The organism is Bradyrhizobium sp. UFLA05-153 (assembly GCF_054185185.1).
Genome location: NZ_JBBIAM010000076.1, coordinates 13986 through 39938, shown reverse-complemented (window position 1 = coordinate 39938; position 25953 = coordinate 13986). Strand labels below are relative to the sequence as shown.

Annotated in this window: 16 protein-coding genes and 2 pseudogenes; 3 read left to right on the top strand and 15 right to left on the bottom strand. The window is 60.4% G+C overall.

Features of this window, described 5'->3' with window-relative positions; all coding sequences use genetic code 11:
- Window positions 1–105: 105 nt before the first annotated feature.
- Entirely contained in the window at window positions 106–7485 is a 7380-nt protein-coding gene (locus Q2941_RS33630) for a SpvB/TcaC N-terminal domain-containing protein (RefSeq protein WP_458195117.1), read from the bottom strand.
- A 285-nt stretch (window positions 7486–7770) separates the two neighbouring features.
- On the bottom strand, window positions 7771–8586 hold the full coding sequence (locus Q2941_RS33625; RefSeq protein WP_458195116.1) for a hypothetical protein: 816 nt from the start codon (window positions 8584–8586) through the stop codon (window positions 7771–7773).
- 356 nt (window positions 8587–8942) lie between these two features.
- On the opposite strand from Q2941_RS33625, the pseudogene Q2941_RS33620 reads away from it, so the two are divergent.
- The 3 genes and pseudogenes from Q2941_RS33620 to Q2941_RS33610 all read left to right on the top strand — a co-directional run.
- A pseudogene (locus Q2941_RS33620) lies at window positions 8943–9425 on the top strand (adenylate/guanylate cyclase domain-containing protein); the annotation flags it as partial.
- 187 nt (window positions 9426–9612) lie between these two features.
- Entirely contained in the window at window positions 9613–12471 is a 2859-nt protein-coding gene (locus tag Q2941_RS33615) for a hypothetical protein (protein WP_458195115.1), read from the top strand.
- Window positions 12472–12829: 358 nt separating this feature from the next.
- Window positions 12830–13626, top strand: a pseudogene (locus Q2941_RS33610) (IS701 family transposase); the annotation flags it as partial.
- Between the two features lie 2 nt (window positions 13627–13628).
- Here Q2941_RS33610 and Q2941_RS33605 read toward each other — a convergent pair.
- The 13 genes from Q2941_RS33605 to Q2941_RS33545 form a co-directional block, all read right to left on the bottom strand.
- On the bottom strand, window positions 13629–14192 hold the full coding sequence (locus tag Q2941_RS33605; RefSeq protein WP_458195114.1) for a recombinase family protein: 564 nt from the start codon (window positions 14190–14192) through the stop codon (window positions 13629–13631).
- Between the two features lie 193 nt (window positions 14193–14385).
- Window positions 14386–14913, bottom strand: a complete 528-nt coding sequence (locus tag Q2941_RS33600; protein ID WP_458195113.1) for a hypothetical protein — start codon at window positions 14911–14913, stop codon at window positions 14386–14388.
- Between the two features lie 958 nt (window positions 14914–15871).
- The gene (locus Q2941_RS33595) at window positions 15872–17278 is read right to left on the bottom strand and encodes a primase-helicase family protein (RefSeq protein WP_458195112.1); all 1407 of its coding nucleotides are present in this window, start codon (window positions 17276–17278) and stop codon (window positions 15872–15874) included.
- Entirely contained in the window at window positions 17265–18674 is a 1410-nt protein-coding gene (locus Q2941_RS33590) for a DUF7146 domain-containing protein (protein WP_458195111.1), read from the bottom strand. Before Q2941_RS33590 ends, Q2941_RS33595 begins: the two co-directional genes overlap by 14 nt.
- 50 nt (window positions 18675–18724) lie before the next feature.
- Entirely contained in the window at window positions 18725–20323 is a 1599-nt protein-coding gene (locus tag Q2941_RS33585; protein ID WP_458195110.1) for a DNA polymerase family A protein, read from the bottom strand.
- Window positions 20324–20389: 66 nt separating this feature from the next.
- Window positions 20390–21205 carry a hypothetical protein gene (locus Q2941_RS33580; RefSeq protein ID WP_458195109.1) on the bottom strand — a complete coding sequence of 272 codons (816 nt, stop codon included), beginning with the start codon at window positions 21203–21205 and terminating at the stop codon, window positions 20390–20392.
- Complete coding sequence (locus Q2941_RS33575) at window positions 21195–21659, bottom strand: hypothetical protein (protein ID WP_458195108.1); 465 nt, start codon at window positions 21657–21659, stop codon at window positions 21195–21197. Before Q2941_RS33575 ends, Q2941_RS33580 begins: the two co-directional genes overlap by 11 nt.
- Complete coding sequence (locus Q2941_RS33570; RefSeq protein WP_458195107.1) at window positions 21656–21904, bottom strand: hypothetical protein; 249 nt, start codon at window positions 21902–21904, stop codon at window positions 21656–21658. Before Q2941_RS33570 ends, Q2941_RS33575 begins: the two co-directional genes overlap by 4 nt.
- Complete coding sequence (locus tag Q2941_RS33565; protein ID WP_458195106.1) at window positions 21901–22437, bottom strand: hypothetical protein; 537 nt, start codon at window positions 22435–22437, stop codon at window positions 21901–21903. The genes Q2941_RS33570 and Q2941_RS33565 overlap by 4 nt, the downstream gene beginning before the upstream one ends.
- Window positions 22438–22443: 6 nt before the next feature.
- The gene (locus Q2941_RS33560; protein WP_458195105.1) at window positions 22444–23214 is read right to left on the bottom strand and encodes a ParB N-terminal domain-containing protein; all 771 of its coding nucleotides are present in this window, start codon (window positions 23212–23214) and stop codon (window positions 22444–22446) included.
- Window positions 23215–23411: 197 nt separating this feature from the next.
- On the bottom strand, window positions 23412–23639 hold the full coding sequence (locus tag Q2941_RS33555) for a hypothetical protein (RefSeq protein WP_458195104.1): 228 nt from the start codon (window positions 23637–23639) through the stop codon (window positions 23412–23414).
- A 99-nt stretch (window positions 23640–23738) separates the two neighbouring features.
- Window positions 23739–24389, bottom strand: coding sequence for a hypothetical protein (locus Q2941_RS33550; protein WP_458195103.1), 651 nt, complete (start codon window positions 24387–24389; stop codon window positions 23739–23741).
- A 2-nt stretch (window positions 24390–24391) separates the two neighbouring features.
- Window positions 24392–25672, bottom strand: coding sequence for a site-specific integrase (locus Q2941_RS33545; protein WP_458195102.1), 1281 nt, complete (start codon window positions 25670–25672; stop codon window positions 24392–24394).
- Window positions 25673–25953: the final 281 nt, after the last annotated feature.

Here is a 25953-nt window from a genome sequence, read left to right as displayed (position 1 = left end):
TCGGCGACGAGCAGTCGCGGCGCGGGTGTGGCGACGAGCCAAGCGCTGCTCCCGACCAAGAGTGCCCGGCGAGACTGCCCCGAGTGGTGTGACATCGTCGCCACGCTACCGACTCATGGCTTCGCCCCACTCATCGGGTGTTCGGCCGCCTTTACAGCAATTGCAGGTCCGGCACGCTGCCGCGGCGTTGTCCGGGGAATTGGTGCCGCCTTGCTTAACGGGATCAATGTGATCGGTGTGGCGCGAGTTGGGTTTGCCGGGCTCCTTCGTCATCTTTTGGGAACAGTAACGGCAGATGAGGTCACCATTGGCGTTTGTCGCTTCGGCATCGGACTGACGGACCGTTTCCTTTGAGAACCGCGGCCGTCCGCCACCGCCTCCTCCCTTTGACAATAACAAATTCTTGGCGGCCGTGGTCCCCATCACGACCGCGTGGGCCGCTACCACACCCGTCATCGGCACGACCGCGGCCAGAGATCCTCCACTGGTCTCGGGGATCAGAGGCGCGGCGAGCGTTGTCGCGATCGCCGGAGCGTGGCGGAGCTCAAACCCTGACGCGGCCACAGCAAGGACGTCACCCGCTTGCTGCCCCTCCTGGTAGCTGGGGATATCCGAATGCATCCGACCCGCACCGCCGAACGCATCACTTACGAAGGCGTTGGCTACACCGGTTATGCGGTACGTAAGCTCCTTAAATCGATTGACGACATCTTCAGCATCGTGGCCGTTGGGGTCCGCGAATTTGATGGGGTTATCGAACGCGAGTGCGTAGCGGTCCACCTGGGGTGGAGTGAGCGATGTGACAGTGACGGAGTCGCGGCTGATGAAGCGACCGAGCTGCGCGTCCGCATAGCGCGCGTGGTAGTACGTCAGGTCGGTTTCAGCGTCCAGCTCCATGCTGCCGTAGCGCTTGCGAATGGCCTCGACGCCGTCCTCTGCCAGCAGGGTTTCTCCGTAGGGTCCATAGTCGAGCCGGCCCGCCGCGCCGCTGACAGGTGTCGTTGTGCCGCTCGGGTTCGAGACCATGAGGGTCGAGCTGAGATAGTCACGGTGATAGAAGCGAGTGGCCGCGGGGTCTGCTTCAAGCAAGCCGCTGGCGCCGGGCTTCAGCGCGAGCTGCAGTGCAACAGGACCGAACGAAATGTCCTCATACGCGCGGCGTTGGCCAGTGATTCCCTCGACGCGCAGCTCGAGCGCGCCGATGTAGAGATCTGCCGATGTCGTACCGGAACGCTTACGTATTTTGGCGAGGCGCGAGCCCTCCGGCCCGTATCGAATCAAGGTCACGGAGGGCGTGGCGGAGGTGGGGTTTCGGGTGGTCGCGGCGAGCCGGCCGGCGCCATCCCACGCGAACGTCCAGTTCTGGCCGTCGTGACTGGGTGTGGCCGATCGCAGATTGCCATCGACATCGTAGGCATAGTGCTCGGTCGGCGTAGGCGCAGTTCCCGCGCGCTGAGTGATCGCCTGCGTATCCGCGCTCTGATATGAATAGGTGAAGCCATCCTTTGATTGGATGGCGCCGGCTCGCGAGTATGAGTACGCGAAGCTCTGCGGCGCGGGCGACAGCCCCGAGTACGTCGCGCTTTGCAGCCGGTTGAGTGAATCGAACGCATAGACTTTTTGCAGCGTGTCGGTGGCGCCGACGCCGGCCCCCAGGAAGCGCGTGATGACGCGTGGATTATCATCGTCATCGTAGGTCAAGGCATACGAGAGGATAGCGGGGGAAGTGCCCTGGCGGACTTCGCTTGCAGTCAATCGATCATTGAGCGGATCGTAGTGGTAGACCTCGGCGAGTCCGTTCGACAGTTCGACGTGGAGAGGTTTGCCACTCGCGCTGTAGTCGGTCACAGAAGCGAGGACGGCCATGCCGAGGTGCACCTGGCGTGGGTGACCCCCGTCATCGTAGAAGTAGTTCATGATCATGGGTGTCTGAATCTGAGCGGGATCGCGGGGCAAGTTCTGCCCGATGATCCGGTCGAGTGCGTCGTATTCGGCGCTCTCGGTATAGGTACCGTCCGCAAAGGGGCTCGCGTCCGCGCCGAGCGTGGTGCGCGTTGTTCGTTGCGTGATGTTGCCCCGTTGGTCGTAACCCAGATCGACGATCGCGTGTGCATTCGTGCTGCGAGTGAGATGACCGAGCCCATTGGGCACGGCCGGATTGTCATACTCCAGCGTCTCATCGTCGCTGCTTTGCGCGGCGTAGTGACGCGAGAGAAGGCGACCGAGCTCATCGCGCTTGTCATAGACCCTGATGCCGGCGGGCGTGGTCGATTGGAGGGGCTGGCCGCGACCGTCGAAGCAGAATCGATACGGAACACTCGCGACGTTCGGTCCGTGAGCAGATTCGGCGGTGACGATATTGCCGCGTTCGTCGTGCGTGAAGTGCCGAATGGCTCCGTCAGCGTCGATGATGGCGAGGACGCGAGCATCCGCATCGAGGATAAACTGAGTACTCTGGGGAACAAAACCGCCGGTAGTATCCGCAGCGCGAAATGATTCTTCGATGGCGACGACCCGCGCGAAAGCATCGTGATAGGTGCGCGTGGGGGTGCCGAGGGCGTCGACCGCTGTTGTCGCGTCAGGGGAAAAGGTGGATCCTGTCACGCGGCCATCCGCGCTCTTCGTGACGACCGTGCGGCCGCGAACATCGTTCGTGTGATGGCCTAGCGGAAACGCAAATCCGGTACGGGACAGAAAGCCTGCGGTCGCCGCCTTGAATGGCGGGGCCTCTTCGAAAACGCCCCCCGTCGAGTCATAGGTCTGCCATTTCGACACGAACGCACCACCGGCTGCGAGCGTTTCCACCTGTCGCGAGCGACCGAAACCATCCATGAATTCGACGGTAGTGATGGAGGGCTGACCGCGGCCGGGCACGTCGGTCGTCGTGGCCGTGACGGGTCGTATGCTCCAGTTGTAGGAGTACTGGCGCAGCATCTGGCCGTCGGGGCCGAACTCGACGCTCGGTCGCCCGAGGGCATCGCGCAATTGTTTCGAGCTATTGCCGTTTGGATCCGTGATCGTCTCGATGGTGCCGAAGCGCCGGTCGAACGAGTACACCGATGTAAGCATCGCCGGCTGGCCGGCGCGGGTGTAGTAGTCGGTTTGAGCCCTCAGGTACTGATGGGTGTCATCGTCGTAGAGGAAACCGCGTCGAGGCCGCGCGCCGCCGGCGATCTGGTCGTTGTTGTTGCTGAGCTCGAGCAGCGTGCCGTCTGGATTGTAGCGGGCCTCGATGACGAAACTCGTCGCACCGACCGAGCAAGCGGCATCCACATTGAGGCGCGCCACTGTGCGTTTGCTGAGCTTGTTGTGCAGGAACTGGTAGCTTTCGTCCGCGAGCGTTTGACCTCCGCTCGTGCGCTGATAAGTCTGCGGCTGCCCGAGAATCCACTCATCGAGATTGTTGAGGTAGATCCATCGGTGCTCAATGCTGATAGTGCCATCAAAGCCGTCGTTGTAGCCGGTGCGCATGCCGGTCTGGGTCTGCAAGCTCGGGTGATCGAAGTCATCGAAGTCCGAAAAGGACGAAGTCGATTGCAGACGTGCCCCGCTGCTAGAGAGGCAATTCATGCCTTTGCAGGTCGTTGATTCGGCCTTCGTCTTGCGGAGACGCACGCCGGTGCGTGTAGTGACCGCGACGACTTCATAGTCCGTTGTCTGTTGCGTGCTTTCGGTGAGGCCCTCCGGCGAGGAGTACCGACGTTCGGTGCGGACCACGCCGCTGCGCGCGTTGGTGACGCCACCGACCGGGGCGTCGGCCTGCAAATAATCTTTTTCAATGACTAGGGCGGGGCTTGCCGCGCTTCCCGGGTGATCCGCCTCGGGATGGACGCGCGTTTCGGTGATCGTCTTGAACCCGAGGAATGTAGCTTCATGATAGTCGTAGAGCGCGCCGGTATAGGCGTAGCTCGTAGTCTGCACGGTGATTTGATCGGAGCCATCAATCTGCGGGTCGCGATCGATGCGGCGCACGATCCAAGGAATCATCGGTGCCCGCGTGACTTCCGTACGCTTTGCCGGCTCGAACAGGATGCTGGTACGAGCACCGATGCTGTTGTCGATGGCCTGCAAGACATCGGGCTTGGTACCGGTATTACGATAAATGCGCGTGGCATCCTCTTCCGGAGGGGGTCGGCCCGGACCCACGTCACGCACGGTGATGAGATCGACCAAGCCGTCGTTGTCGAAGTCGGCGAAGCGTCGCAGATCGGTGCGCGTCCACTTCTCATTGAACGAGCCGCAGGGCATGGGCACCGGTTCGCACAATCCTTTCCCCGGTTCCCAGGCAATCACCGCCCCCTGAATGCCGCCATCCGAAGGCAGCTGCGCAGCGAGCGTAGGCGCGGGCGTCCAGCCGGTCCCCGTTCCGCGCCACGCGCAATTGATGAGTACCTTCTGCGTGCCTGCGCCGCTAACATCGAGCGAACCGGCATTGCCGGGGTCGGCCGCAAAGGTGCCGGCATTGAGCGCGACCGGCGCACCGATGACGCACGCGGCGCCATCGAATTTCCATTGGGAAGTGGCGCCATTCAGGACGATAACCAACGCCGACAGTGTCGCATCGATGACGCCGTCCCCGTCGAGGTCGGTGAAGGCGAGTGTCGAGAACGGGAAGCGCGTCTTATCGAGGAGAGCGAGATTGCCGCTGGCGCCCTGTGCATTCCAGTTGCGCACTATGTCGAAGGGCCCGCGGGCGAAGGGCTGCCCGGAGTCGGGAGTCGTCTCAAAGCGATCACCCCGATTGAGGAACACGTCAAAGCCAGGGGCGTGATCCGGCGGACCGAGATCAAACCCTGCCAGGGAGCGGCTGGAATCGTGGCAACTCGCGCCCTTGGAGATCACAAGGTCCGGCAATCCATCGCCGTTCACATCGAGGAACGTAGAGACCCAGTCGACCTCGGGCAGAAAGCGCTGCACGGGGACACCGATGGTGCCGGCATCAGCGACCCACTTGTCAATTGGCGCGCGGGGGGTGACGAGTTGATCGATGAACTTCGCGAGGGTCTGACGCTGATCCACCGGGAGGTCGAGATTTTGTATTCGGAGGAGTGCCTCGCGGCGCAGCGCCGTGACCAGGGGAAGCCCGCGGAGGGGGCCGCGTGAACCGGGGCACTGCCATTTCTCGATTTCATCGCCGATCGAGAAGCCCCCGACCTGGCGCTTGGAGAAAATGATCGACTCAAGCGTTGAAACGAACCGGGTTGCGGTAGTCGCTTCATCCAACTCGTGGGTCGCCTGGTAGTCGTGTATGCGCCAGACACCGGGACCCCAAGTTTCATTAGTATCCGGACTCGTCAGGCTCTTCAACACGACGAATTCCGGCGTATGATCGCCATCCAGATCCGTGAGCGTCGAGTTGACGCTACGGGTGCTCTGAGCCCCGGTGATGATGTTGCCCTGGTTCTGCGGCTTCACATTGAAGAAGAAATCCGGATAACCGATGTTCGGGTAGCGCAGGAGGTAGGAGGAGACGATGGCGGGCGGCTCATCCGGATTGAGCAGCCGCCCGCGCTCGATCGTCAGTTGACCGGCGAACTGCCCGGAGGGGCTACCGCTATCGAGGTATCCGCTTAAGGCCGGATCACTGAGAGGGTTGGAGGCGTTCCAGTGATAGCAGTTGGCAAAGCCACTCGGGATGCCGCCATCGAGAGGCAGCGAATGTCCGGCGTGCAGCAGACCCTGCAGGGTCTGCCCGAGTGCCGCGGACCATGCGGCGCCCCGCAGGCCGAGCGAGGCTGCGGCGCGGTCGACGATGAAGCCCGCCACGATGATGGGCATTTCATCCGGAACGGGGTCGGTGTAACGCCCGGCGTGTTGAAACCACCAGGCGCATAGGCCCGCGTAGGCGGGATTGCTGAGCGGCTGACTGCCGCTCGTTTGATAGCCGGGCATGAGGCGTATCCGGTCGACCGCGCCGTCGCCATCCACGTCGGCATAGTCGGTTGCGGCAGAGCGCGCACTCAGCGGATCAGGTTTCCCCGCAAATTGCGCGGAGAGGCTGGTGCGCAGGTCGCCCGTGGGACCCTGCAGAAACGACATCCACGGTTGTTCGATGCCGGTCCCGCCAAGGAAGGTCGGGTGATAGAGGATGTCGGTCGTACCGTCCCCATCGAGATCCCGAAATTGAAAGGCACTGGCAATGCCCGGCGGCGAGAAAAAGCGCTCAGTGGGGTGAAGCAGATTGATGTCATTGAATTCGGCGGGCCACTTGGGCTCCACGCTGCCCGGGTCCGTGGGGGGTACGAACACATTGGCCCACGGCACCGCCTTCAGCGGACCTCCAGTCACCGGGCCGAACAACCTAAACACGGACCGCGCCGGCGCACGCGAGAGTTCTGCGGAAGGTGTAAATCCGAGGTGATTCGTCGAACAGAACGTACAGAGCGTCGGTGCCGTGCCGTCATTGCGCGAATACTCGAATTGCTGCGCGGGCGCACTGAGACCACCTGCTTCCTCGTGCATCGAGATCAGCAACGGACGCCCCGTCGACGGCGATCGCTCGATGTCGAAGACATAGCTGCGGACCGGCGTCGCCTGCGGACGCATCAAGGACACATCGACTCGGGCAAGAACACGATCCAGGAAGACGTGGCCGTGCGCGTGATCGAGAAGAAATTGCGCGGGCGCACTGGCGCTGATCCAGGGCGTGTACGTAAATTCGACGCGCGCGTGGTGCGGCAAGTCCGTGACGAGATTGGCGCCATAGTCGATCCGGTAGGGAAGCGGCGCGAGCTGCAGTTGCGACAGATCCGTTCGTGGCGGACCGGTGAGATAGGAATAGTCGATGGTGTTGCCGAAGGGGTCGACGGTTCGCACGAGGAGCCACTGCCGTACGCCCAGATCGTCCTCAACGACGGCGCGAGCCACAGCCCCATCCGGTGTGCCACCGTAGTACGAGGTCGTGCCGACCGAGGTGGTCACCTCCCAGAAGCTCGGTGCGGCGGAGTGATAGATCGAGCGCGTCGCGGAACGATCAATACGGTCCCGATAAGTAATGACGAATGTAGCGCCTTGCGAGGTATCGTCTATCAGGATCTCGGCGCCGTCTCGCTCGAACGTGGGGTGCGGCGCGTCGGAATCATCGTACTGATACGTCGTGCCATTTCGACGTATGCGTGGGGTGCCATAGCGAATGGAGCGTTCAATGCTGGAGAGCGCGGCCCTCCAGCCGCTACCAAAGGCCGAGGGTTCGTTCGATCGCGAACTCGAGTACGTGAGCGAAGGAGCAGGCGTCGCCCCGTTTCGCCCTGGAGGCACCTCGAACGATATCGCGTAGATCAAGGCTCCCGTATTGCTCACTGTCGCCTCGGTCGCCTTCGGAACCGCGGCGTGCCCGGCTTTGATGGACGGGGTTGATTCGGGGAATGCGGGCGTGACGGGCGTTGCCGCTTCGGGAGGATCGTTCGGCCCCGCAAGAACCGGAAGCACGCAAGCGCAGGTGACCCAAAATAGAGCAACGAGTCGCAGCAGACCCCGGGCACGCATGGTGACCCCTCCCACTGAGACGCATTTTCTACAGAATCGTAAGTCCAACTGTCTCGAAAAGCAACGGATCCGAGCGGGGGCGCCGCCTTTGCTCCACCAGCGCCGCTACCTAAGGGCGCTGGTCTCACATCCGCCCCGCGACCTCGCCGTCCGCCATAAGGAAGCCGCCCTGACCTGTTGGACCACGGCGGCCTGGCATCATGCCTGCAGTCTCGCGACTTCGACATTACGCCGGACTTCACCACCCGCCCGTCGCACCTCAAATACATCTACGGTCCGCCCAGATCATTCCGAGTGGTCGACATCATCATGCTGACCGAACATCGCACGTTTGCGAGCAACGAAATTCGGCTGCGTCTGCGGCCGTGACCTTGAATGCTCGGCGAGTCGCGGGCGACGCCGCCTGAGATACTGACAGACAGCGTCAAAGGTGCCGTTGTGTATCGGAAGAGCCCTGCCAGACCTCGCCGACGCATTGACCGAGGGGGCGGCCTTGATCGAGGGCAGGAACTCGCACGACCGGCGCAGGCGCCGGCACGTTTCATTGAGCGTGGCAATACTGGGATTCACATCATCGAACAGCGTGATCGCGTATATCGATAGATCTTCCCTTTTTGAGGAGTTCGGGAAGCTGCCGATCAAGTGCTGTAGGGCGCGCTTGATCTCGTTCGGCTCGGCCGGTCTATCTCGGTTTTCGTTGGAGATAGCGCGGAAAGAACTAATCGGTAGCGCTCCAGCGCGGATATGGCGCTCATCGCACCGACCGACGCGTTGCCCCCACTCCGCTTTCGATTTAGGTAGCCAGTGATGAATCCGACAGGTTCTTGTGGATCCTCCCGCTAGGCGCGACTGATCGCGTCCATGATCTCGCAGTCGATGAAGCTCCCAAGGAAATACCTCGAACGATCTGCTGGTCATACGGCGGACCGGGCCCGCCGTATGCTTGCGCGGTTCGCGCCCATCGCCGTTTGCTTCAGCGAGCGGAATATAGTTATTCACTAATTGGTTTTCTCTTCCTCTTTGCGTCGGCTTCGAATGACCGAGTGCGCCGGCAATTGATTCATCTGCTGCGTCGCTTGATGCGTCACCAGCCTCAGCCATTGCTGCCGCCAGTCTGTTGAAGGTATCGTAGTTTCTAATAGTTATGCGGGTCGAAACGGCGTCAATCGGTGCGACGCCGGGCATTGGGATGTGGATCGTTCGGTGCGTCGCTGCTGCGTCGCCGAGAAAGCAGCGCCAAAAACCGCCTGACCTTGGCTTCAGACCATCCCCATTTCGCTGCCAAAAACCGCATCGAAGCCGCTAGTTGACCTCGCTTCGAGGTCGACAACCGCGCGGCCGGCGCGCAAACTGTCGCGAAGGGCCAATGGCCGACGTCAGAATGGGCATCTCGTCAAACCCGTTGGCCCGTGGTCTGATCCGTCATACATACTATGCGACAGGTTGGATTGCAGGCCATGGTGCAGGAGCAGCCAGTCCGGGTCGAGCCCAGGTTGTCGGCGATCTCGGCCGCCGACGTAGCTGACTACGCGCGATTGATGCACAACGACGAAGAGGCTACGCACACCAAACTGACTGCGCTCCTAACGGACGCCGGTCACCCCGCTATCGCCGAGCACGGCGGCCGCATTGTGAAGAACACCGGGGATGGGTTCTTGGCGGAGTTTACGAGTACCGTCGAAGCGGTTCGAGCTGCTGTTCAGTTCCAGAACCGCGTCAAGGGGCTTACAAGCGCTGAGATGGAAGACTGGCGCATTGATTTGCGCGTAGGGCTTTTGAGCACGACAGAACCATGCGGCATCTGCATCTCGGCGTCTGTCTATGATCACGTCCGAGGCAAGGTCGGCGTTGAGTTCGCCGATCTGGGCGAGCAGAACCTAACGAACATCGCCCGTCCAGTCCGAACCTATGCGGTGATCCGCGATAGGCTTACCTCTCAGGCTGAGCGCGCGAGGCTAGACCTGCCTTCACCCGATAATCTACTGACTGAAGACCGATGCGCGCGGTTTTCAGCAGCCGGAACAAACGTGATCAAAGCGCTATCAACATGAATACAGGAATTCTTCGCAAGGATGCGGAATACCAAATATTTGTCAGTGGCACCAATTTTTAGTTGTCGAGGTCGGTATGTTGCAGGTCAGAACTTACGTCTTAATCGCGTTCGCAGTTGCAGGCACGGGCGCGCGGTCGGAGACCGTGCTGAAGAATCCCGTGATCACCGAAAAAACTGCGGTTGTTGTCGAATCGGTCTACCACGAAGATCCTAAATTCCAACGAGCCGTGCGCCTTTGGAACAAGCGGGTAAGGCTTGAAAACACCGCCAGGGAGATGAAATTAAGTGGTGATAGAGCGACAAGGTTCATCGAAGGCAGCTACGAAAGATACAAAGAGACCCAAGACCCTGCGAATTTGAGCGACACCTATTCTGGCGCACTCTTTAAAACGATCGCGGACGGAGCGCACGTCGGTCCAATTGCGGACAAATTTCTCAACGATCGCGAGAGGGATCTGAAAAACAAATTCGAGAAAGAACCACTGGAGTCGGGACAGGAGATAGTGAAAGCCGCGATCGACGATGACGATCCGAAACATGAGTCTGCAATTGAATTGCTCAAAGAGGCCGAGGATTGGAATCGCAATAAGCCGGCCCTGCTGCAGCCCAAGGTCGAAGAGACCCTTCGCGACGAAAATTTGTTCGGAAGTAATGAAAAAAATCAAGAATCTCTGAACAAACTGTTGAACGACGGCGTGAAACTGACTCCCGAGCAACAAAAGGATTTGGAAGCCAAGCTCGAAGAAGCGGTGAAAAAAGTATTTGAGGAAGATCGGAAACAAGTGGAGCGGCTCAAAGAGCTGGCGAAAAAGCGAGCTGATTCGATAGAAAAGCATGGGCGCGATTCGGTTTATTGGGGGACCTTGACTCCCCAGGAGCGCGCCGACTTTTACCGCAATGAGAGCCAAGATCGCCAACAGACGATGGGTGCCATCGGCGGAATCGCGCATATCACAGGTAACCGTGGCCTCGAAGTCAAAGCGCACCAGGCGGCCGAACTCGATAAGCGTATTACCGAAATGGTCGCGACGAATTTGACTAAAAGTTTTGCCAGAAACCCGGGGCTATATTTGAACGCCTATGTCGGTGTTGTCGCGGCCATCTCCGATCTCTTTCAGTCGGAGGAAAAAGACAACAGCATGAGCGCCGTGATGGACGTTCTCAAGCAAATCGCCAAAGAGATCAGAGAACTCCGGGAAGAAATGAACCTCCGATTTGATCAGCTCGACGCGAACATGAAATCTCAGTTTGACCAGACTTTTTCTGTTTTGGGAAGCATCGCTGACGGTCAATCCTTGATGGCGTCCGAGGTTCGAGTGTTGAGCAAGAATCTCGAGCGAATGCGTTTGGAGATGAAAACTGGATTCAGAACTTCGTGGAGCCAAATGGAAAGTCCTATGGTCGCGAAGTGTTTCGAGGCGGGCTTGAGTGCGGACATTATTAAAGAGTGCCGAACTTATTATGCCGCGCTCGCCCATAATGAAGTTCCTGAAAAGAACGAGACTTCCCCGGCGGAACTTTCCAAGCAAGAACTGCGGGAATTTTCCCAAGGGATGAAGAAGGCAAACGTTCAAACGGAGGAACTGACAATTCATCCCGCGACGTGGTTGTATGCCGCAAACAATTTCTCAAAGATATTTCAGTTGAACCCCGAGCAAAAAGACCTAGCAAAGGCGAGCAGTGAGGTTCAGCCGGATTGGACTTTGGCGGGAATGATCAGAGCTGGGCAGCACATTATCCGGGCGACGGGTGGTCTGTTGCTTCGCAAAGACAAGGATGAGGATGAGTTTACGCTCAACGCTCGAGTGCTAAAGAACCTCCGGAATCAGTATCGGACGGCGGCGGCGCTTTGGATCGACAATGGCCGAAAGATTGCGAGTAAGCAAGCCATGCAAGGCCCGAACCCCTTTTTGAAGGGAAGTGAACCGTTCATGGATCATAGTCTTAGGGCACTGGCTATCCCGATGGAGGTCGACATGTGTCCGGACGTCACCGACAAAAAGGTCATTCTTGGTGCAGGCGCAAAAGATTTATGGCAGGCCGAAGCCGACAAACAAAACTCCGAATTCAAGAAGAGCTGGGTAAAACTGGGCAAAGAGTTGCTTTCCGCGCCGAATGCTATCCCCAACGATATTCGTTGGGCGCTAAAAATGGGCGAGCAACATGACTTAACCAGTGACTTACAATTCGCGAACGTGAAGATAAAACCATGCTTTCACAAAATCGAACTCATGAGTTTCTGGCGCAAAAACGACAATATGAAATTTCATCTTCGAATTGAACTCGAGGTTCACCTCACTTACCAGCGTTTTGGTGAGAAGGACCCGAGGGAAGTGCTCATCACCCGAGGACTCCTGGATGACACTCGGGATTTGAACTGGTTTCCAACGTACCATACATCGAACTGTGGATTTTTCTTGCGTTACTGGAACGAAGTATGCCCGTGCACGGCCGGAGGAGTTGGAGCAAAAATTTGGGATTCGATCGCATCGACTTTCGCGTCGCGATTCACATTCGAGGTTGTCGACAACAAAGATTTGACGGAATTCCGGAAGTACTTCAACGATTTTGAGTCGCGACTGGAAGCGAGCGCCGCCGAAGATTTTAAAGGGACATTCGGGAAGGCACCGAAAGGTGAACTCGATGAAAAGAGAATGCTAACACTGCCAGTGGTTCTCGGGCTGGACGGCAGCAACGAAAACGTCCAAAACTACCTGAGTTTGATCACGACGGATTCCGGATTGCCGAGCAAAGAAACTGTTACTGATCTCGCGATGAAGGGAGTTCGTCGGGAAACCATCATGGACGAAATCGACGACCGATTGGCTATCGTGGACACCATGATTGAGCTGCTTGGTAAGGATAAGACGCTCCTGCCGAATATTGAGCCTTATCAAAGTGTGCTCAATGAACTTAGGGCCCTAGCGAAGTAGGGCGCCTATTCGCCGCCATCTGGCGACGCGTCCAACGCTCCTGATTTACTTCGCCGCAGCGCCGCCAACAACTGTCTCGCTTGTGTTGGCGACGGCGCGCCCGCTCTCAAATTCAACACGCATGCGTCACCGAATCTCGGCCTCCGCATAGGGGCTCTACCTCCCTCCGTCCGTCCTCGCACGTGGTACGGTGTTTCCAGAGTGATCGGCTGAACATCGAATTGCCAACAGTTCGCAAATTGCTGGGTTACGATTTGGATTGAGCAAGCAGCTCTTCGTGGCGGCCGAACAACTCTAAACTGGACTTTCAACGGACAGATCGTTGAAGAGTGGGTATCGTGCGGCGCTCGGGAAGCCGCGCGCCGCTCTTACGGCGCTTGAGCTTTCCTATGTTGCTGGGATTCTCTCGAGCACCACCGTGTGGGCGCCCGGCACGGGCCCCTTGCCGCCCAAGCCTTATGTGCCCGGCCGCGGACGGCCGACCAAGCAGCTACGTCGCGATGCGCAGCACCAACCGATCAAGGTCAAGGATCTTGCCTTGAGCCTTCCTGCCAAAGCTTGGCGGACGGTCACTTGGCGCGAAGGAACGAATGTATCCCTCAAATCCCGCTTTGCGCGCGTGCGCATTCGCATTGCGCGGCGACTTCAACCGCAGTGAACCCTGGCCGGAAGAGTGGCTCCTGATCGAATGGCCCAAAGGTGAAAAGGAACCAACAACGTACTGGCTATCGAGCCTGCCACCCACCGTCGGCTTTGCGCGTCTCGTCGACATTGCAAAGCTGCGTTGGCGCATCGAACGCGACTACCGGGAGCTCAAACAGGAGACCGGCCTTGACCACTTCGAAGGGCGCGGTTGGCGTGGCTTCCACCATCACGCCACGCTCTGCATCGCAGCCTACGGAATTCCTGATCTCCGAACGGGAGACGATTCCCCCCTCAGGACCTCGTTCCTCCACGCCGGTGAAAAAATCTCTGCTTCCCCGCAACTACCGGCCACGAGGCTCTGCCGTTCAGGACCGAACGTCACATCCCAAACTCGATCGCAACGATGCGACGACGCCTGATCATTGCGCTCATCAGTCGCCTGCGACGATGTCTGTGCTGTACTCCTCTCATCCAAAGCCGTACCGTGCGGATGATTTTATGACACAGTAAAATTAGAGCCGAGTTTCGGCAGGTTTCAACCGCGCGATGGTCGTGTGCGCAACGTTATAGCTTAGCGCGATCTCGCGGGTCGTCTCGCCAGCTTCAAGGCGCTTCAACGCCTCGTGGCGCTGGTGCACCGTCAGCTTTGGCCGCCGACCGAACGGCTTACCTTCGGCGCGCGCCTTCGCCCGGCCCTCATTGGTCCGCTGTAAGATCAGCGACCGCTCGAACTCGGCGAGACCACCGAGTACGTGAAGCATCAGCTTGCCATGCGGCGTTGTTGTGTCGGCCCACGTGTCCGCCAGCGACTTGAATGTTGCACCGGCCTCGCCGATCCGATGCACGATATTCAGCAAGTCCCGCAGAGACCGGGCGAGCCGGTCGAGCTTAGTGACGATTAGCACGTCCCCAGCTTCGAGCCGGTCAAGTAGTCGTTCTAATTCGGGTCGCTTGGTCACGATGCCCGAGACCTTCTCGGCATAGAGCCTTTCGACCCCAGCCTTGGCCAGTAAGTCCTTCTGCAGCGCTAGCGTCTGACCGTCCGTCGAGACACGGGCGTAGCCATAGATCGTCATGGTTCCTCCTGTTCCACTCGTTCATAGCCCCGGGGCGCCTTGCCTTCGCTCCAGATATATGCACCAAGATTCTCTCATCAAGACAAGGAGGGTTGAGCTGGTGCAAAAATGCTAAATTTCGCTACAGAACGATCCGCCCCATCTGGGGATTTCTCCCGAATCGGGAGGGTGGAGAAGCGATCAGCGGTCAGGTTTAGTCGGGATCGTCAGCGGCCGTGGGCCGCTTGCCGCGAGCAATGCGCAACTGGTTGACCTCTTCCAAGATGGCTGGGTCCTTGTCGCCGTCGATCTCGCGACGATCGAGGAGTTCGCGTTCCCTTGATGTGATCCCACAAACTTGGTCGATCGCTGCGCGGATTTCTTGGGTACTGTTCAGTTGTTTGACCGGGGCGCTTTGGTGGATCAGTTGCATGACGTGACCTTGCGGCGCGTTCATGCCTGTCATAGTGGCGCGGCGTTCGGAAATCTTGACATAGATCGCAGCGCTAGCAACGTCACCAGCCAATCCCTTCTCATAGTGCGGGACACCGAGCGCCGCGAGGCGCGCATCTTCGAGGAACATCTTGCGGCGCAAGTTGACGCCGTCGAACATATCTGCGGCGCGTTGATCGACAGTCGCGTGAACCTCGGCTTCCGTGATGCCGTAGGTCTCCGCGATCTTGCTAATCGGCGTCCGGTTCGCGACCGCCAGAACGATTGCGTGGGCCTCGTCCTCCGTCATGGCGCTTCTGTAGCACATCAGCCACATCCTCGCGAATGTGCCCGACAAGCCCAGATTCGAGTTTCCGGATTTCCAGCGCGGCGCGCCAATAGCGGCGGTGGTGCAATGGACGCGGCGCGATCGGCGAGAACGGCACCAAGGATGCGCCGATCTTGCGGCGCATTGACCGGACACGATTGAGGCCGGGGATCATGCGGTCGCGATGCCTGACCGAGTATCGCAGGTCGTGACAAGACCGGCAGGCCCACACGCCGTCGTGTTCGTACAATCGCGTCCGACCAGCACCACACGACGGGCAGACGAGCACTCTCGACGGCAGCATCCCGTGCGGCCGGGTCGAGATCGTCTGGTTCCCGATGCTAATTTTCCAGCCCTCGTGTGTGGCGAGCTCGCACCCCCCGTGTGCCGTCTGCAAGGTCACCGATGCGCCTTGGAACAACAGGCCCTCCCGGTAGAGCCAGTGAACGTCGACGTACGGGCAAGTCTCGACGAGCCGATCAGGCGACACACGTCTGTGGTGGTGATCTTCTTTCAGTCCGAATGCACCAGGCATGAGTGTGAAAACAAATGCACGATCGCAGCCTTCTGCAATCACAGATCACAGAGTATTTCTTTTCGGCAGGTTGATTTCGTGGCAAGGACCCCTGTGACCCCCGCCTCCCATGAACACGAACCGGTTGGTGATCGGTAAGTGATCAGTGCTGGGCGGTGGTTTCCCTTACTCTTTTCTGAAAAACCTTCCTCCTAGAGAATACAGGGTAAGGAAGGATTTCAGGTCCTTGTATGGAAAAACACCGACTATCACCGATCACCAACCAACCACCTTCAAATCGCGCCGATCGGTCGGTGGTCAGGTTCCACCCACCTCTATAGTCAGTGAAATCAGTGATTGGAGCAAAAGTATCACGCGATTTCCTTCCTATCGGTCGCTGTCATTAAATCAGCGAAGTTGGTGAGGTCAGTGGTTACCTCGAGAGTGAGGCTCGATTTCGTTCATTCCGCTTCCGGCCTTGCTGGCCGCCTTCTTCAGCTCCTGGACATGGTCGCGCGCCGCCTGCCTGCGCTGTTCCGACGTCAGCCTGGCCTTGCCGTAGACCGTCTGCCGGCGACCGTCGATCTTCCAGAGGCCGTCGCTTTTCTCGGCGTCCGGGTTGCGGACGGCGACGTAACCGCACGTCTCCATCTTGTAGGGGATCGACCGTCGATGCTTCTTGTCGAGCAGCCACTCGAGCGCGGCGCCTCGTTCCGTCGCGATCAGCATCGCTAGGGTCACGATGTCCGGCCGGCCGAGCTCGTCGAGCGCATCGGCGATCTCGCCATCCTCGGGGGCCTGGCTCGCGTGCACGATCTCGAAAAAGGCGTCGGTCTGGCGCGGAACTGCACCCGGCTTGAAGGCCGACAGGTCACGCTGCGCGAGGTAGGCCGCGACATGAGCGGCGCCGCCTTCGTTCCGCAGCCAGTGCCACTGCTCGGTCCAGAATTCCGCGGAGAACTCCTCCTTCTTCTTCTCCGACCATGCCACGCGGTGGCGGCGGTCGTCGGTCTCGAGGTGTACGCCGTCGGCCTTGTGGTTTGTGGTGATACAGAGGCCGAGCACATTCGGGACGTAGATGCGCTTTTCGTACTTGTCGACGCACGACAGCACATTGGGCGGCGCCGCGGCGTAGCCCTTGATGCGCTCATAAAGGGCGTAGCGGTTGGCGCGGCCGCCTTCGCCGAGGTCGTGCGCCTCGTTCAGGCGCATCACCACGGCCTTCACAAACGGGTTGTACTTGTCCAATAGCTCGGTCGGCGAGACGTTATGGAAGTTCCACTCCCCGATCGCCTTCTCCACCGCCTCGAGAATCCAGTCCTTCCCGATGCCCTGGTAACCGCCGAGCACAAGCGCGTAGTTGATCTTCTCATGCGGCCGCTGCACGCGGTGCGCGCACCAATCGATGATGTCCTCGGCATCGTCGGGATAGAGCAGCCGGACATGCTCGATCCATGGGCCAGCTTGGGTGGCGTCACCGTGCACGAGCTGCGGCGCCTGGTAGAGGTTGAGCGCGTGCGCGCCCGGGCGATCCTTCCAGCCTCCGTCAGAGAGCAGCTTATCCTCGATGACTTGTGGCAGTCCAGGCATCCAGGTAACCTGCTCGACGCGGCGGTTCTGCTTCAGCCACTCCGAGGCCTTGATCGTCACGAGCTTGCCCTGCTTCTTCTTCCCGGTCAGGATTTTCGGCAGGATCGAATCGACGCTCTCCCTCGGCCACGTCGTGCGCGTCGGCATGAACATGAACCGGTTGGTCTCCGGGATCGCGTAGAAGTCCTCCAGGCCGATCGCACCGTCGGCCGAGCGGACGATCGGAGGCTTAGGCAACGGCATTTTGGTCCTCCGCTCGAACAAGGTCGGCGAAGTCGGTGTCGGGAGTCGGCGGCATCAAAGGCACGACGACGCGGCCATGCCGGCGCCAGTGTGCGGTTACCTGAGCGGCTGCAGTTTGGCCCTGCTGGTTCGTGTCGTTGTCGATCAGGAGGACGAGGCGCTGCACGCCCGGGATGATCGGCAGCGCGGCGAGGTTCTTGGTGGAGAGCGCGGCCCAGGCCGGCACGAGAGGGCGCCCCTTGTGCGGGATGCGCGTTGCGGCCGCGAGAACCGTCTCGAGGCCCTCGCCGACGACGAGATCAGTCGAGGCCGGCCAGAGCTTGACGACGCCAATGCGACCGAGCATGCGGCGCTCGATCCTGAGAACCTGGCCGGGCTTCTCTTCGAGCGCGGTGCGCTGGATTCCGACTGGCTCATCGGTGACGGGATCGCGCATCAAGGCGATCAGGCAGGGCAACGAGCTGCCGGCGCCGAACAAGCACGAAGGGTGGAAGCGCAAAGACCGGTGCACGTCCGCCGGCAGCTTGGTCACGTCAATATGCCGCGTTTCGTCAAGGTAACGCTCGGCGACCGAGCCGGCGAGCGGCAAGCTTTCCGTCCAGATCGATTTCACCAACGCCAACTTGCCGGCATCGTCGCACTTCGTCACGGGTGCCGGTTCCGGCGGCCATTCCTTGATCATCTGGACGGCCTCGGCTGCGGTCATGCCCTCGACACGCATCAGCCAGTCAACCCGATTGCCGTGCTCACCGCATCCGAAGCAATGAAAATGGTCGGGATAGATCGTGCACGAGGGCTCGATCTCGTCGTGGAACGGGCACATCAGCTTGTTGCCAGGCAACAGCGGCAGGCCAACCATCTCGGTCAGCGGCGCGACATGATCAGGAAGGTCAGCTACAAATTCCGCATCGTCGTCGCGCTCGAGATCGGCCGGATCATCGATCGTCCCGATATCCCGGCGCACGTCCTCGAGGTAGACGTCGACCGCCTGCTCGAGCTCGGCTCGAAGATCCCTCTCCTTGTCGTCCGGCCCCGCCGCAGGCAACGGCTCGGCCCGGTGCTCGGCCTCTTCGAGGTAGTGCGGACCGGAATGCACCTTGCCGCCGAGCGGCAGTCCGTTCGCCCAGGCCGGCAGCTCGAGCAGGATTTTGAGGAACTCCGAATCCGACAGCGATCCGATCGGCACCTCGACGGTGACTTCGTCGTGGCAGTGGACCACCACGGCGATCTTGCGCGCCTCTAGGCGGTCGATCGTCGCAGCAAGCAGGTCGCGCGCGGTGCCCTGAACGACGTTCTCCACAAACGTGCCAAACCAGCCGCGGTGGGGCTTCCACTGCCCACGGGCATTGTCCATGAACTGGACATCCGACGGCGCGTCTTCGAACTTGGCCGGCACTAGGCGGGCTTCGGGATAGGTGATGGCGCGGCCGCTCGGAAGCGTGATGGTCAGGTTGCCGTCGGCGCAGCGACGATCGGCGGCCGCGGCGCCGGCGCCACCAGCATCGGCCTACCCGTCTTGATCGCCACGCGGATCGTCCGGGCGAGGTCCTTCCAGAACTTTGTCGTCGCCGCATGCGCGCTGCGCCACTGGCTGATAATCGCCTTGATCTCATCGTCGCTGCGGGGATCATAGGGAACGATGCGGCGCCAAGCTCCAACCGAGCCGCCGAAGCCGGAGGCGAGCTCGCCGCCTTTGCCAAGCTGCCGTTCCGCAGACGAGATCTCTGCGTTCTCCGGCTTATGCAGCATCCGGCGCGCGATAATCTTGTAGGGCTCAAGCCGCGTATCGCCAGTCCCCTGGAACGTGGCATAAGCGTCGAGTTTCCATTGCTCACCGGCGAGCCAGGCCAGCACAACGCTCTCGATGGCGGAGAAGTCGCCCGACTTGAGCTCGCGGCCAGGCGCAGCACAGAGCGCCGCCCGCGAGATGTCGCCGAGCAGAGCGAGTGGGTTGCCAAAGACTGCGATGCTGGCACGATCGCCCTCACGAACGCGGTCGACCACGGAAAGCGGTAAACCACTCTCGTTCTTCTTGAGGTTCTGGAGCTGTGGACCGAGGCTCGACCAGCGACCCGGCGCGCCACCGTACATCCGCAGAGTGCCGCGCATGCGGTTGTCGGCCGGTGCTGCATAGCACAGCATCCTTTTGAATTTGTTGACGCTCGCACGCGCCGCCGTGCGACGCAGCTCAAGCAGCTGGGCGACATATTCGTCTGGCTCGCCGGCGAGCGCCTGCGCGACCGCGCGCTTCGACAGCGAGGTCATGTTGTAACCGCGGGCGTTGATCGTCTCGAGAAATCTCTTCGCTTGGTCGGCAGACGTGATGGTGCCGTGCGTCAGCTCCTGAAGCTTCAGGCCGATCGCAGTGCGCTCGTGAATCGCGAGGTCACGAGCTGCGGCTGCGAACGTCCGATCGAGCCGGATGCCACGGTCATTGATGGCGAGGTCCTGCAGCTGGTAGCGGCGCTCGGTCGCAGAGAGTTGCTTCAGCTTCGGCGACTGCCAGACCTCGCGCATGGTGATGACGTCGAGCTTGCAGCGCTCATAGGTCAGCTGCAGCTTCGCTGGGTCCTCGTCCCACAGCGGAATGGTGCCGGTCCTGCGCTTGCGGTTGGCGCGCGGACGGGACACTGCGAGCATCGCCTTTCGCGCCGCTGGATCCTTCCGATACGGCAGGCCGAGCGCTTGCGCGAGCAGATCCAACTCGGCAGGATAAGCATTCGCGAGCGCCAAGCGCTGCGAGCAGTGCTGAACTTCGGGCGGAATCTGCGGAAAGCCGTAGCGAGGAACGAGCGTGTTCACGAGCATGCCGCGCTCGAAATCATAGCTGTGCGCGACCATCCGCCAGGACGAAGGGTCGGCTGCGATGTCCGCGAACACCGGCGGCACGGGATCAGTCGGCAGCCACAGCTGCGGATCGGCATCATCGATCGCGTAGAACATGCAGAGCGGCTCGGTCGTCGGGTCGATCGCGTAGATAAAGCCCCCACAGTCGCGCAGATTCACCGCGCTCCGCGTTTCCAGGTCCCAATACAGGGTCCGCATTGTTGTTTCCCAAGAATGGAACGAAGTGGAGGGCAACGCCGCCCTCCACTTTCGATCGATCGCCGACTACCAAGGAATGTCATCGTCGAGGATCTCGGCCGATGTCGCCGGCTTCACCGCACCCATCGCGTCGAGCGTCGCGTTGATCGGCGGCTTCGGCTTGGCCGAGCGCTTCGGCTGAGGCTGAGGCCCGCTGCTGATCGGGTCGTCCTTCGGCTCGCTCGGCTGCCTCCGCGACGCCTCGGTCGTCACCGGCGGCCTTTCCGCCGCGGCAGGACCAGGGAGTTGCGGCGCAGTCGGCGCCGCCAGCGCCTCTCCGCCATCGCCTGGTGCGTGCCAACCGATGATCTCAAAATGAGGCCGCTCGCTCATCTTGTACTTGGTCCTCATTGGCCGGCTAGAGAGCTTGATGAGCGGTATCACGCGTGCGTTACGCAACATGCGCATCGTCGTCACACTTTCCTTCAACTGCTCGTATGCGATGTGTGCGCCAACGGTCGGCGCCGCGTAGATATACTTTGTTGCGGTCTCAGGATTGACCAAATAGATCACGACATAATGCGCCCAGGGCGGGCGAGGCTTGTCGTCAACGCCTTTCTCCCACTCGCCGACCGGGATTTTGGCGTTGAGCTCGTCGGGATCCGGGAGCGGCTTGGTGGTGATGTCGGTCGGCCGATCATCCTTCCACATCCGCAAGATCTCGTCGACCTTAACTACCAACATCGGCGATGGCGCTTCGCAGCCGTCGCGGTCGATCCATTGATCTTCAGCATTCCATCGCAGAAAGTCATGCCCGCGCCCGGAGCTTGAACTCGAGGACGAGAAGCCGTCGTCATCAAATCCGCCACCACCCAGCGGAGGGGTTGTCACATCATTCGACATCTGCACTGTCCTTGTGTTTCAGGGGGTCTCCTTGTTCTCCAAGACCGGGCTGCGCCCCGGGCGGCGCCGCTTGTGCGGGAAACTGGGTCTGGCGAATGGTGACGACCGCGCTCTCGCGGCTACCTAGCCAACCGTCGTCGAACGGTGCGAGGCCGTAACGGATGCGAAGCGCAGCAATGGCGCTGTCGATCTCGTGCAAGTTGATCAGGCGCGTTGAGGCGTGGATTGCAGTCCAATCTATGCCGCGCACGAAGACGACCAGCAGGGTCGCGGAGTTCAGCGCGAGATTCTTGAGGATGTAGAGGAGCCGCCCGAGCATGGCGCCGTGCTGGCCCGCGAGAACAGCCTTGCGCTCGTCGCGGCGCCACACCAGCCAGTCGCGCAAGAGACGCACCTGCTCCGCGAGCTTGCGCTCGACGCGATCACCTTTCTGCCGATGTCGGGCGCCGCTCACGGATATTCTCCATCAACAATTTCGACATCATCCAAATGCACGCGGTCGCGCATCTCATTGAATAAGCGCTGCTCGGTCTCGCGGCGCAGATCGGCGAGTAACAGATCTAGATCGTCCGATTTGATGCCGAGAAAGCGCTGATCACGGCGCAGCGTGGCGACGATCGCATCGAACAGGCTTCTGGTGATGCTGAATGCCTTACGACCGCGGGCGGCAAACGGTTCGAGCTCGCAGCGAAGAGTCATCGCGGCCTCCTAGCGTAGGTGATCGTTGGCAGCCCGCGATGCGCGCGATTCCATATGAACCAGGCGTGATTTTCAGATGGACCCGGAGCGCCTTCGCGCTCAAACCAGATGATGCGATCAAGGAGGACGATCTTGCGATCAAAGGCTGCGCAATCACCGAACAGGTGTGTGCGAGTTTTTCCGGAGTCGAAATCTATTCTGAGCAACATCGCAACGATCGGCGCAAGCTCGAGTGCATGCGCAATGAACTCGCAAGCTAGTCGGCCGCCAACGCCATAGGGTGGATTTGTGCAAACGGCGTCGATGCGGGTATCAGGAAGCGAGGTTTGCAGGAGGAAATTATTTTTGGTCGCAGTCTCATCGAATCCTTCGTGGCGCAGAACCGACGCGATCTTCGATGCTGGCCCGTTCGCAGGGTCCCATACGTGTGAGCAATGCTGGCGCAGATACGAGACGACGACGCCTGTCACCCAGGCCGGAGTCTCATATTCATCGCCGCGCTGGCGGGCGTATCCGGAATTGCGTTGCGCCATGACGCATCACTCCGCCGCCGTTTGTGCCGGCTCGCGCAGGATCCGATCAAGCTCCTCGTGCAGCTTCGCGATCAGCTCCGGCCAGAGCCCATATTCGATCTGGTGCATGGCATTCGCCACACAGGAACGGACCTCTACGGCGCAGATCGAAATCGGATCATCCGGCACGCACTGCGACTGCTCGGCCTTGAGTCCTTCGAGCACTGCAGGCTTCTCCGGCAGCACTGGCATGGCATTCGTGAACCGATCAATCGGCGCGCTGATCGCATCGTCAAGCGACGTGTTGGCCTTCTCGAGGAGCTGAGGTTGTTTCGGGGTCCGCGGTTGTGTCGCGTTGCGCAGTTTAATGCTATGCCGCCTTCTGCCGTCCTTGCCGACGGTCTTCGGCAAGTGGGGAATTTCCCCAGTTGCGACCTTCTTCGCGCGGATCGATGCAACTGTCTTATGATCGACCTTCGCCACCTCGGCGATGTGGCGGTCGCTCTTCTCGGGTGTCACTTTCAGTAGCTTCGAGATCAGTTCGCGCTTCTGGTCGGCGCTGAGGTGCCGGCGATGGATGTTCTTGGAAATGACATAGTCGACCGGATCGCGAGGTTTAACATTGCGAAAGGCAATGTCGAGCTTGCCGTTGCTGGTGACAACCTTGATGCCGACCATCTCCATTGCCTCGAGGCGGTTGCGACCGTCGAGCAGGTCGCCATCGCACAGTGCGACTCCTTCGTGCAGGCCGTGCTTCTGGATGTCCTCGCCGAGCGCTAACAGCTCGTCGGCAGACATCATCGGAACCAGTTCTGCGGCGGGATGGATCTCCAGAATGTCGCGCCAAGACTTCTTGGATGCCATAAACCAGTCTCCCTGTGCCCTTGCGGGCGGTAAGACCGGGCGCTAGATTGATCGGGCCCTTGCAGTGGTCCGACCGTCGCCTGGTCGGTTGAAATTCAAAACGCCGCCCAAAAATGGGCGGCGTTTTTGCGTCAGACGGGATTCTCACCTATTGCGGCTGCTTCGCGCTCGCGGCGCCAGGCAGCCGCGGATTCACGGCTAATGAGTTGCCGAACACCCGCGTAGAAGGTGGCCGGCCCCTTGCCTTGTTGCTTCAGCTTGTAAAAAAGCGGGATCGAGATTGAGTGCCGTCGACAGAACTCGGCGATCGAGTAGGCGTCGACGTCAGACGCGACGTCGGCAGCGGGGCGAGCAGTCATATGGGCATCTCCTTAGATGCCCGTATGGAAGCCTAAATGGACCGGTGATACATTCCGCACTTTTCCGCGCGCGTCCGCGCGCGGAAAAAAGCGCGTCAGCTAGTCTTGCCTACGTCCAAGTGCGCGAGCAACGGTGTCCCAGCTTGGATGGTTTGGGTCGTTACCAGGGTCAAGGCCCCGCTTTTCGCACTCGACCTTGAAGTCGTGAAGCACTTGGCGTCGCAGGGTTGCCGTGCTCTTGCGCCCATAGCCTTCTGGATTCCGGAGTTCGACGATAGCGCGGATTACCTCATATGTTTCATTGTCTTTTTCGCCCTCCTGCGACTCGGCAGAGCACAGCTCTTTGAGCAGCCTCTCTAACTCTTGGCGCTTATCGTAGCAAAAGCACTCGTTGACGACGGTTTGTCCCCCGCCAGACGTGGCGATGATCTCGGCGGCGTTGACCCCTACGCTTTCCCACGGCACAGCTTGCCAGTACGATCGACCAAGCAGCTCTGACGTCACACGGCCGTTGCGATGGAAGCAACGCGCCCTCGTTTTCAACTTACCGCGAAGCCGCCATTCATGCAGCGTGCGCTGGGCCGGCTTCCGAGCGCCGAGCACAACTTCAAGGCGACGAAGCGTTTCTGTTTCCGGTATCCACTCATGGAGAATGAATCCTGCTTCGTCAGACGAGCCGCCCTTTGCGGATTCCGGCCGCTTGCGCTTCTTGCCTTTTGCGGCCACCGACTGCCTACGCTTCTCGGCCACGGTCAGCGCCCCCCAATCGGCACGACATTGCTGACCGGCGCCGGCTGCGGCGCAAGATCTTCTAGGAGCCCGACGCGGGCATGTTCGTCCGCGTGCTCGGTGATGAAGCGGCTGTAGTTGCTCTCGATCTCGCCGACACTGGTGTTGTGCAGGCTTGCAACCAGCCGGATCGGCACGTTGTTAAGCAACCGCCTAATAATGCTCGAATGCCGCAGCGCGTAGATCGTCACGCGGTCAGGATCCTCGCCGAGGCTTTCGACGATGTCGCGAATTGTCCGCGAGTAGTCCCTCGAAGGATCGCTGCTCCAGGGTTGGCCGTCGGCCCGCATGAGCAGCGGTTCCTCCGGTGCACGGCCGACCACGGCTGCCTTGAGCTTCGTCGCCAGCGCCGGCGTGATCGGAACGCTATAGCGTTTGTGTTTATTCTCTGACCGATTGAGTCCGCCGCCCTTGGCGGATTTTGGCATCATGACTTTCGGCTGGGTCGGATGGTCATGCAGATCCTCGATCCGAAGACGGATGGCCTGGCTCGGCCGCGCGCCAGTGATCGCCAGAGTGTCGACGAGCAGGCCGAGCTTGGCGTCGCGCTCATAAGCCGCGCGCACGAAGGCGTGCACAGTGGCGTCGGGCAGGAAGACATTGCGTGCCCCTTCCCCCTCCGGGAGCTCTTTCAACCCTGCTTGCCAGGCGTCACGATTTTGAATCCGCTTGTCGTGCTGGGCTGCGAGCGACAGCGCCGCGCACAGCGCGTTGACCATGCGGTTGATGGTGGCGGGCTTGATCTTGTCCAGGAGGCCGTTGCGCCAGTCTTCAAGCTCCCTTGACGCGAGCAACGACACTGGCTTGGCCAAAAGTACGGCAGTCAAGTGCGCGCGCGGCATCCGCGCGTTGTATTCATTGGCGTCGCGGGCCTTCAGATTTTTGGCGTAAGCCTTCAGCGCCCCGTCGACGGTCACGGGTGCGCCGTTCGACGCGGCCTCGGAAGCGCCGCGGCGCGTCAATTCTTTGGCTTTGTCCTGCGCCTGATAGAAAGTCAGGACCTTCTCGCCGTCGGCCTCGTCGTAGTCGTCGGCCTCGCCGATTCGCTTGGTCCAATAGCTCCGGCCCCTGCCGTCGCCGACGCCGGCCTTCAGCACCCAGGTGCCATTCTTCTGGGCACGACGGCGGTAGAGCAAGGTCACGCCGTCGGCCAATGCCGGTCCAGTGTGGGGCTTGGGTTTAACGGCGAGCTTGAGTCGAGCGGTGCGGCTTTCGAGGCGAGAATGACGAACCTTGCGTGCCATAGTGAAGAAATGTCCCGGAAATGTCCCAATCACGTGTGTAGAGGTGTGAACAAGCCTGTAGCGACACGTATGGGTATTCCACGAATGATCAAGGGCTTAGCGTGAGATCAGTGAATGCGCAGATATGCGTATAGAAAAGAAAAGACCCGTCCGGGGGGACAACCGGACGGGTCAAGCCATATGGGCGCTTGGGGTGGATGGGCGCTCGCGCCTGATATGACTGATGGGGAGGGATGACCGCTCCCACATCATTTGGTCGTGGCACAGAGCCGAACGTTCAA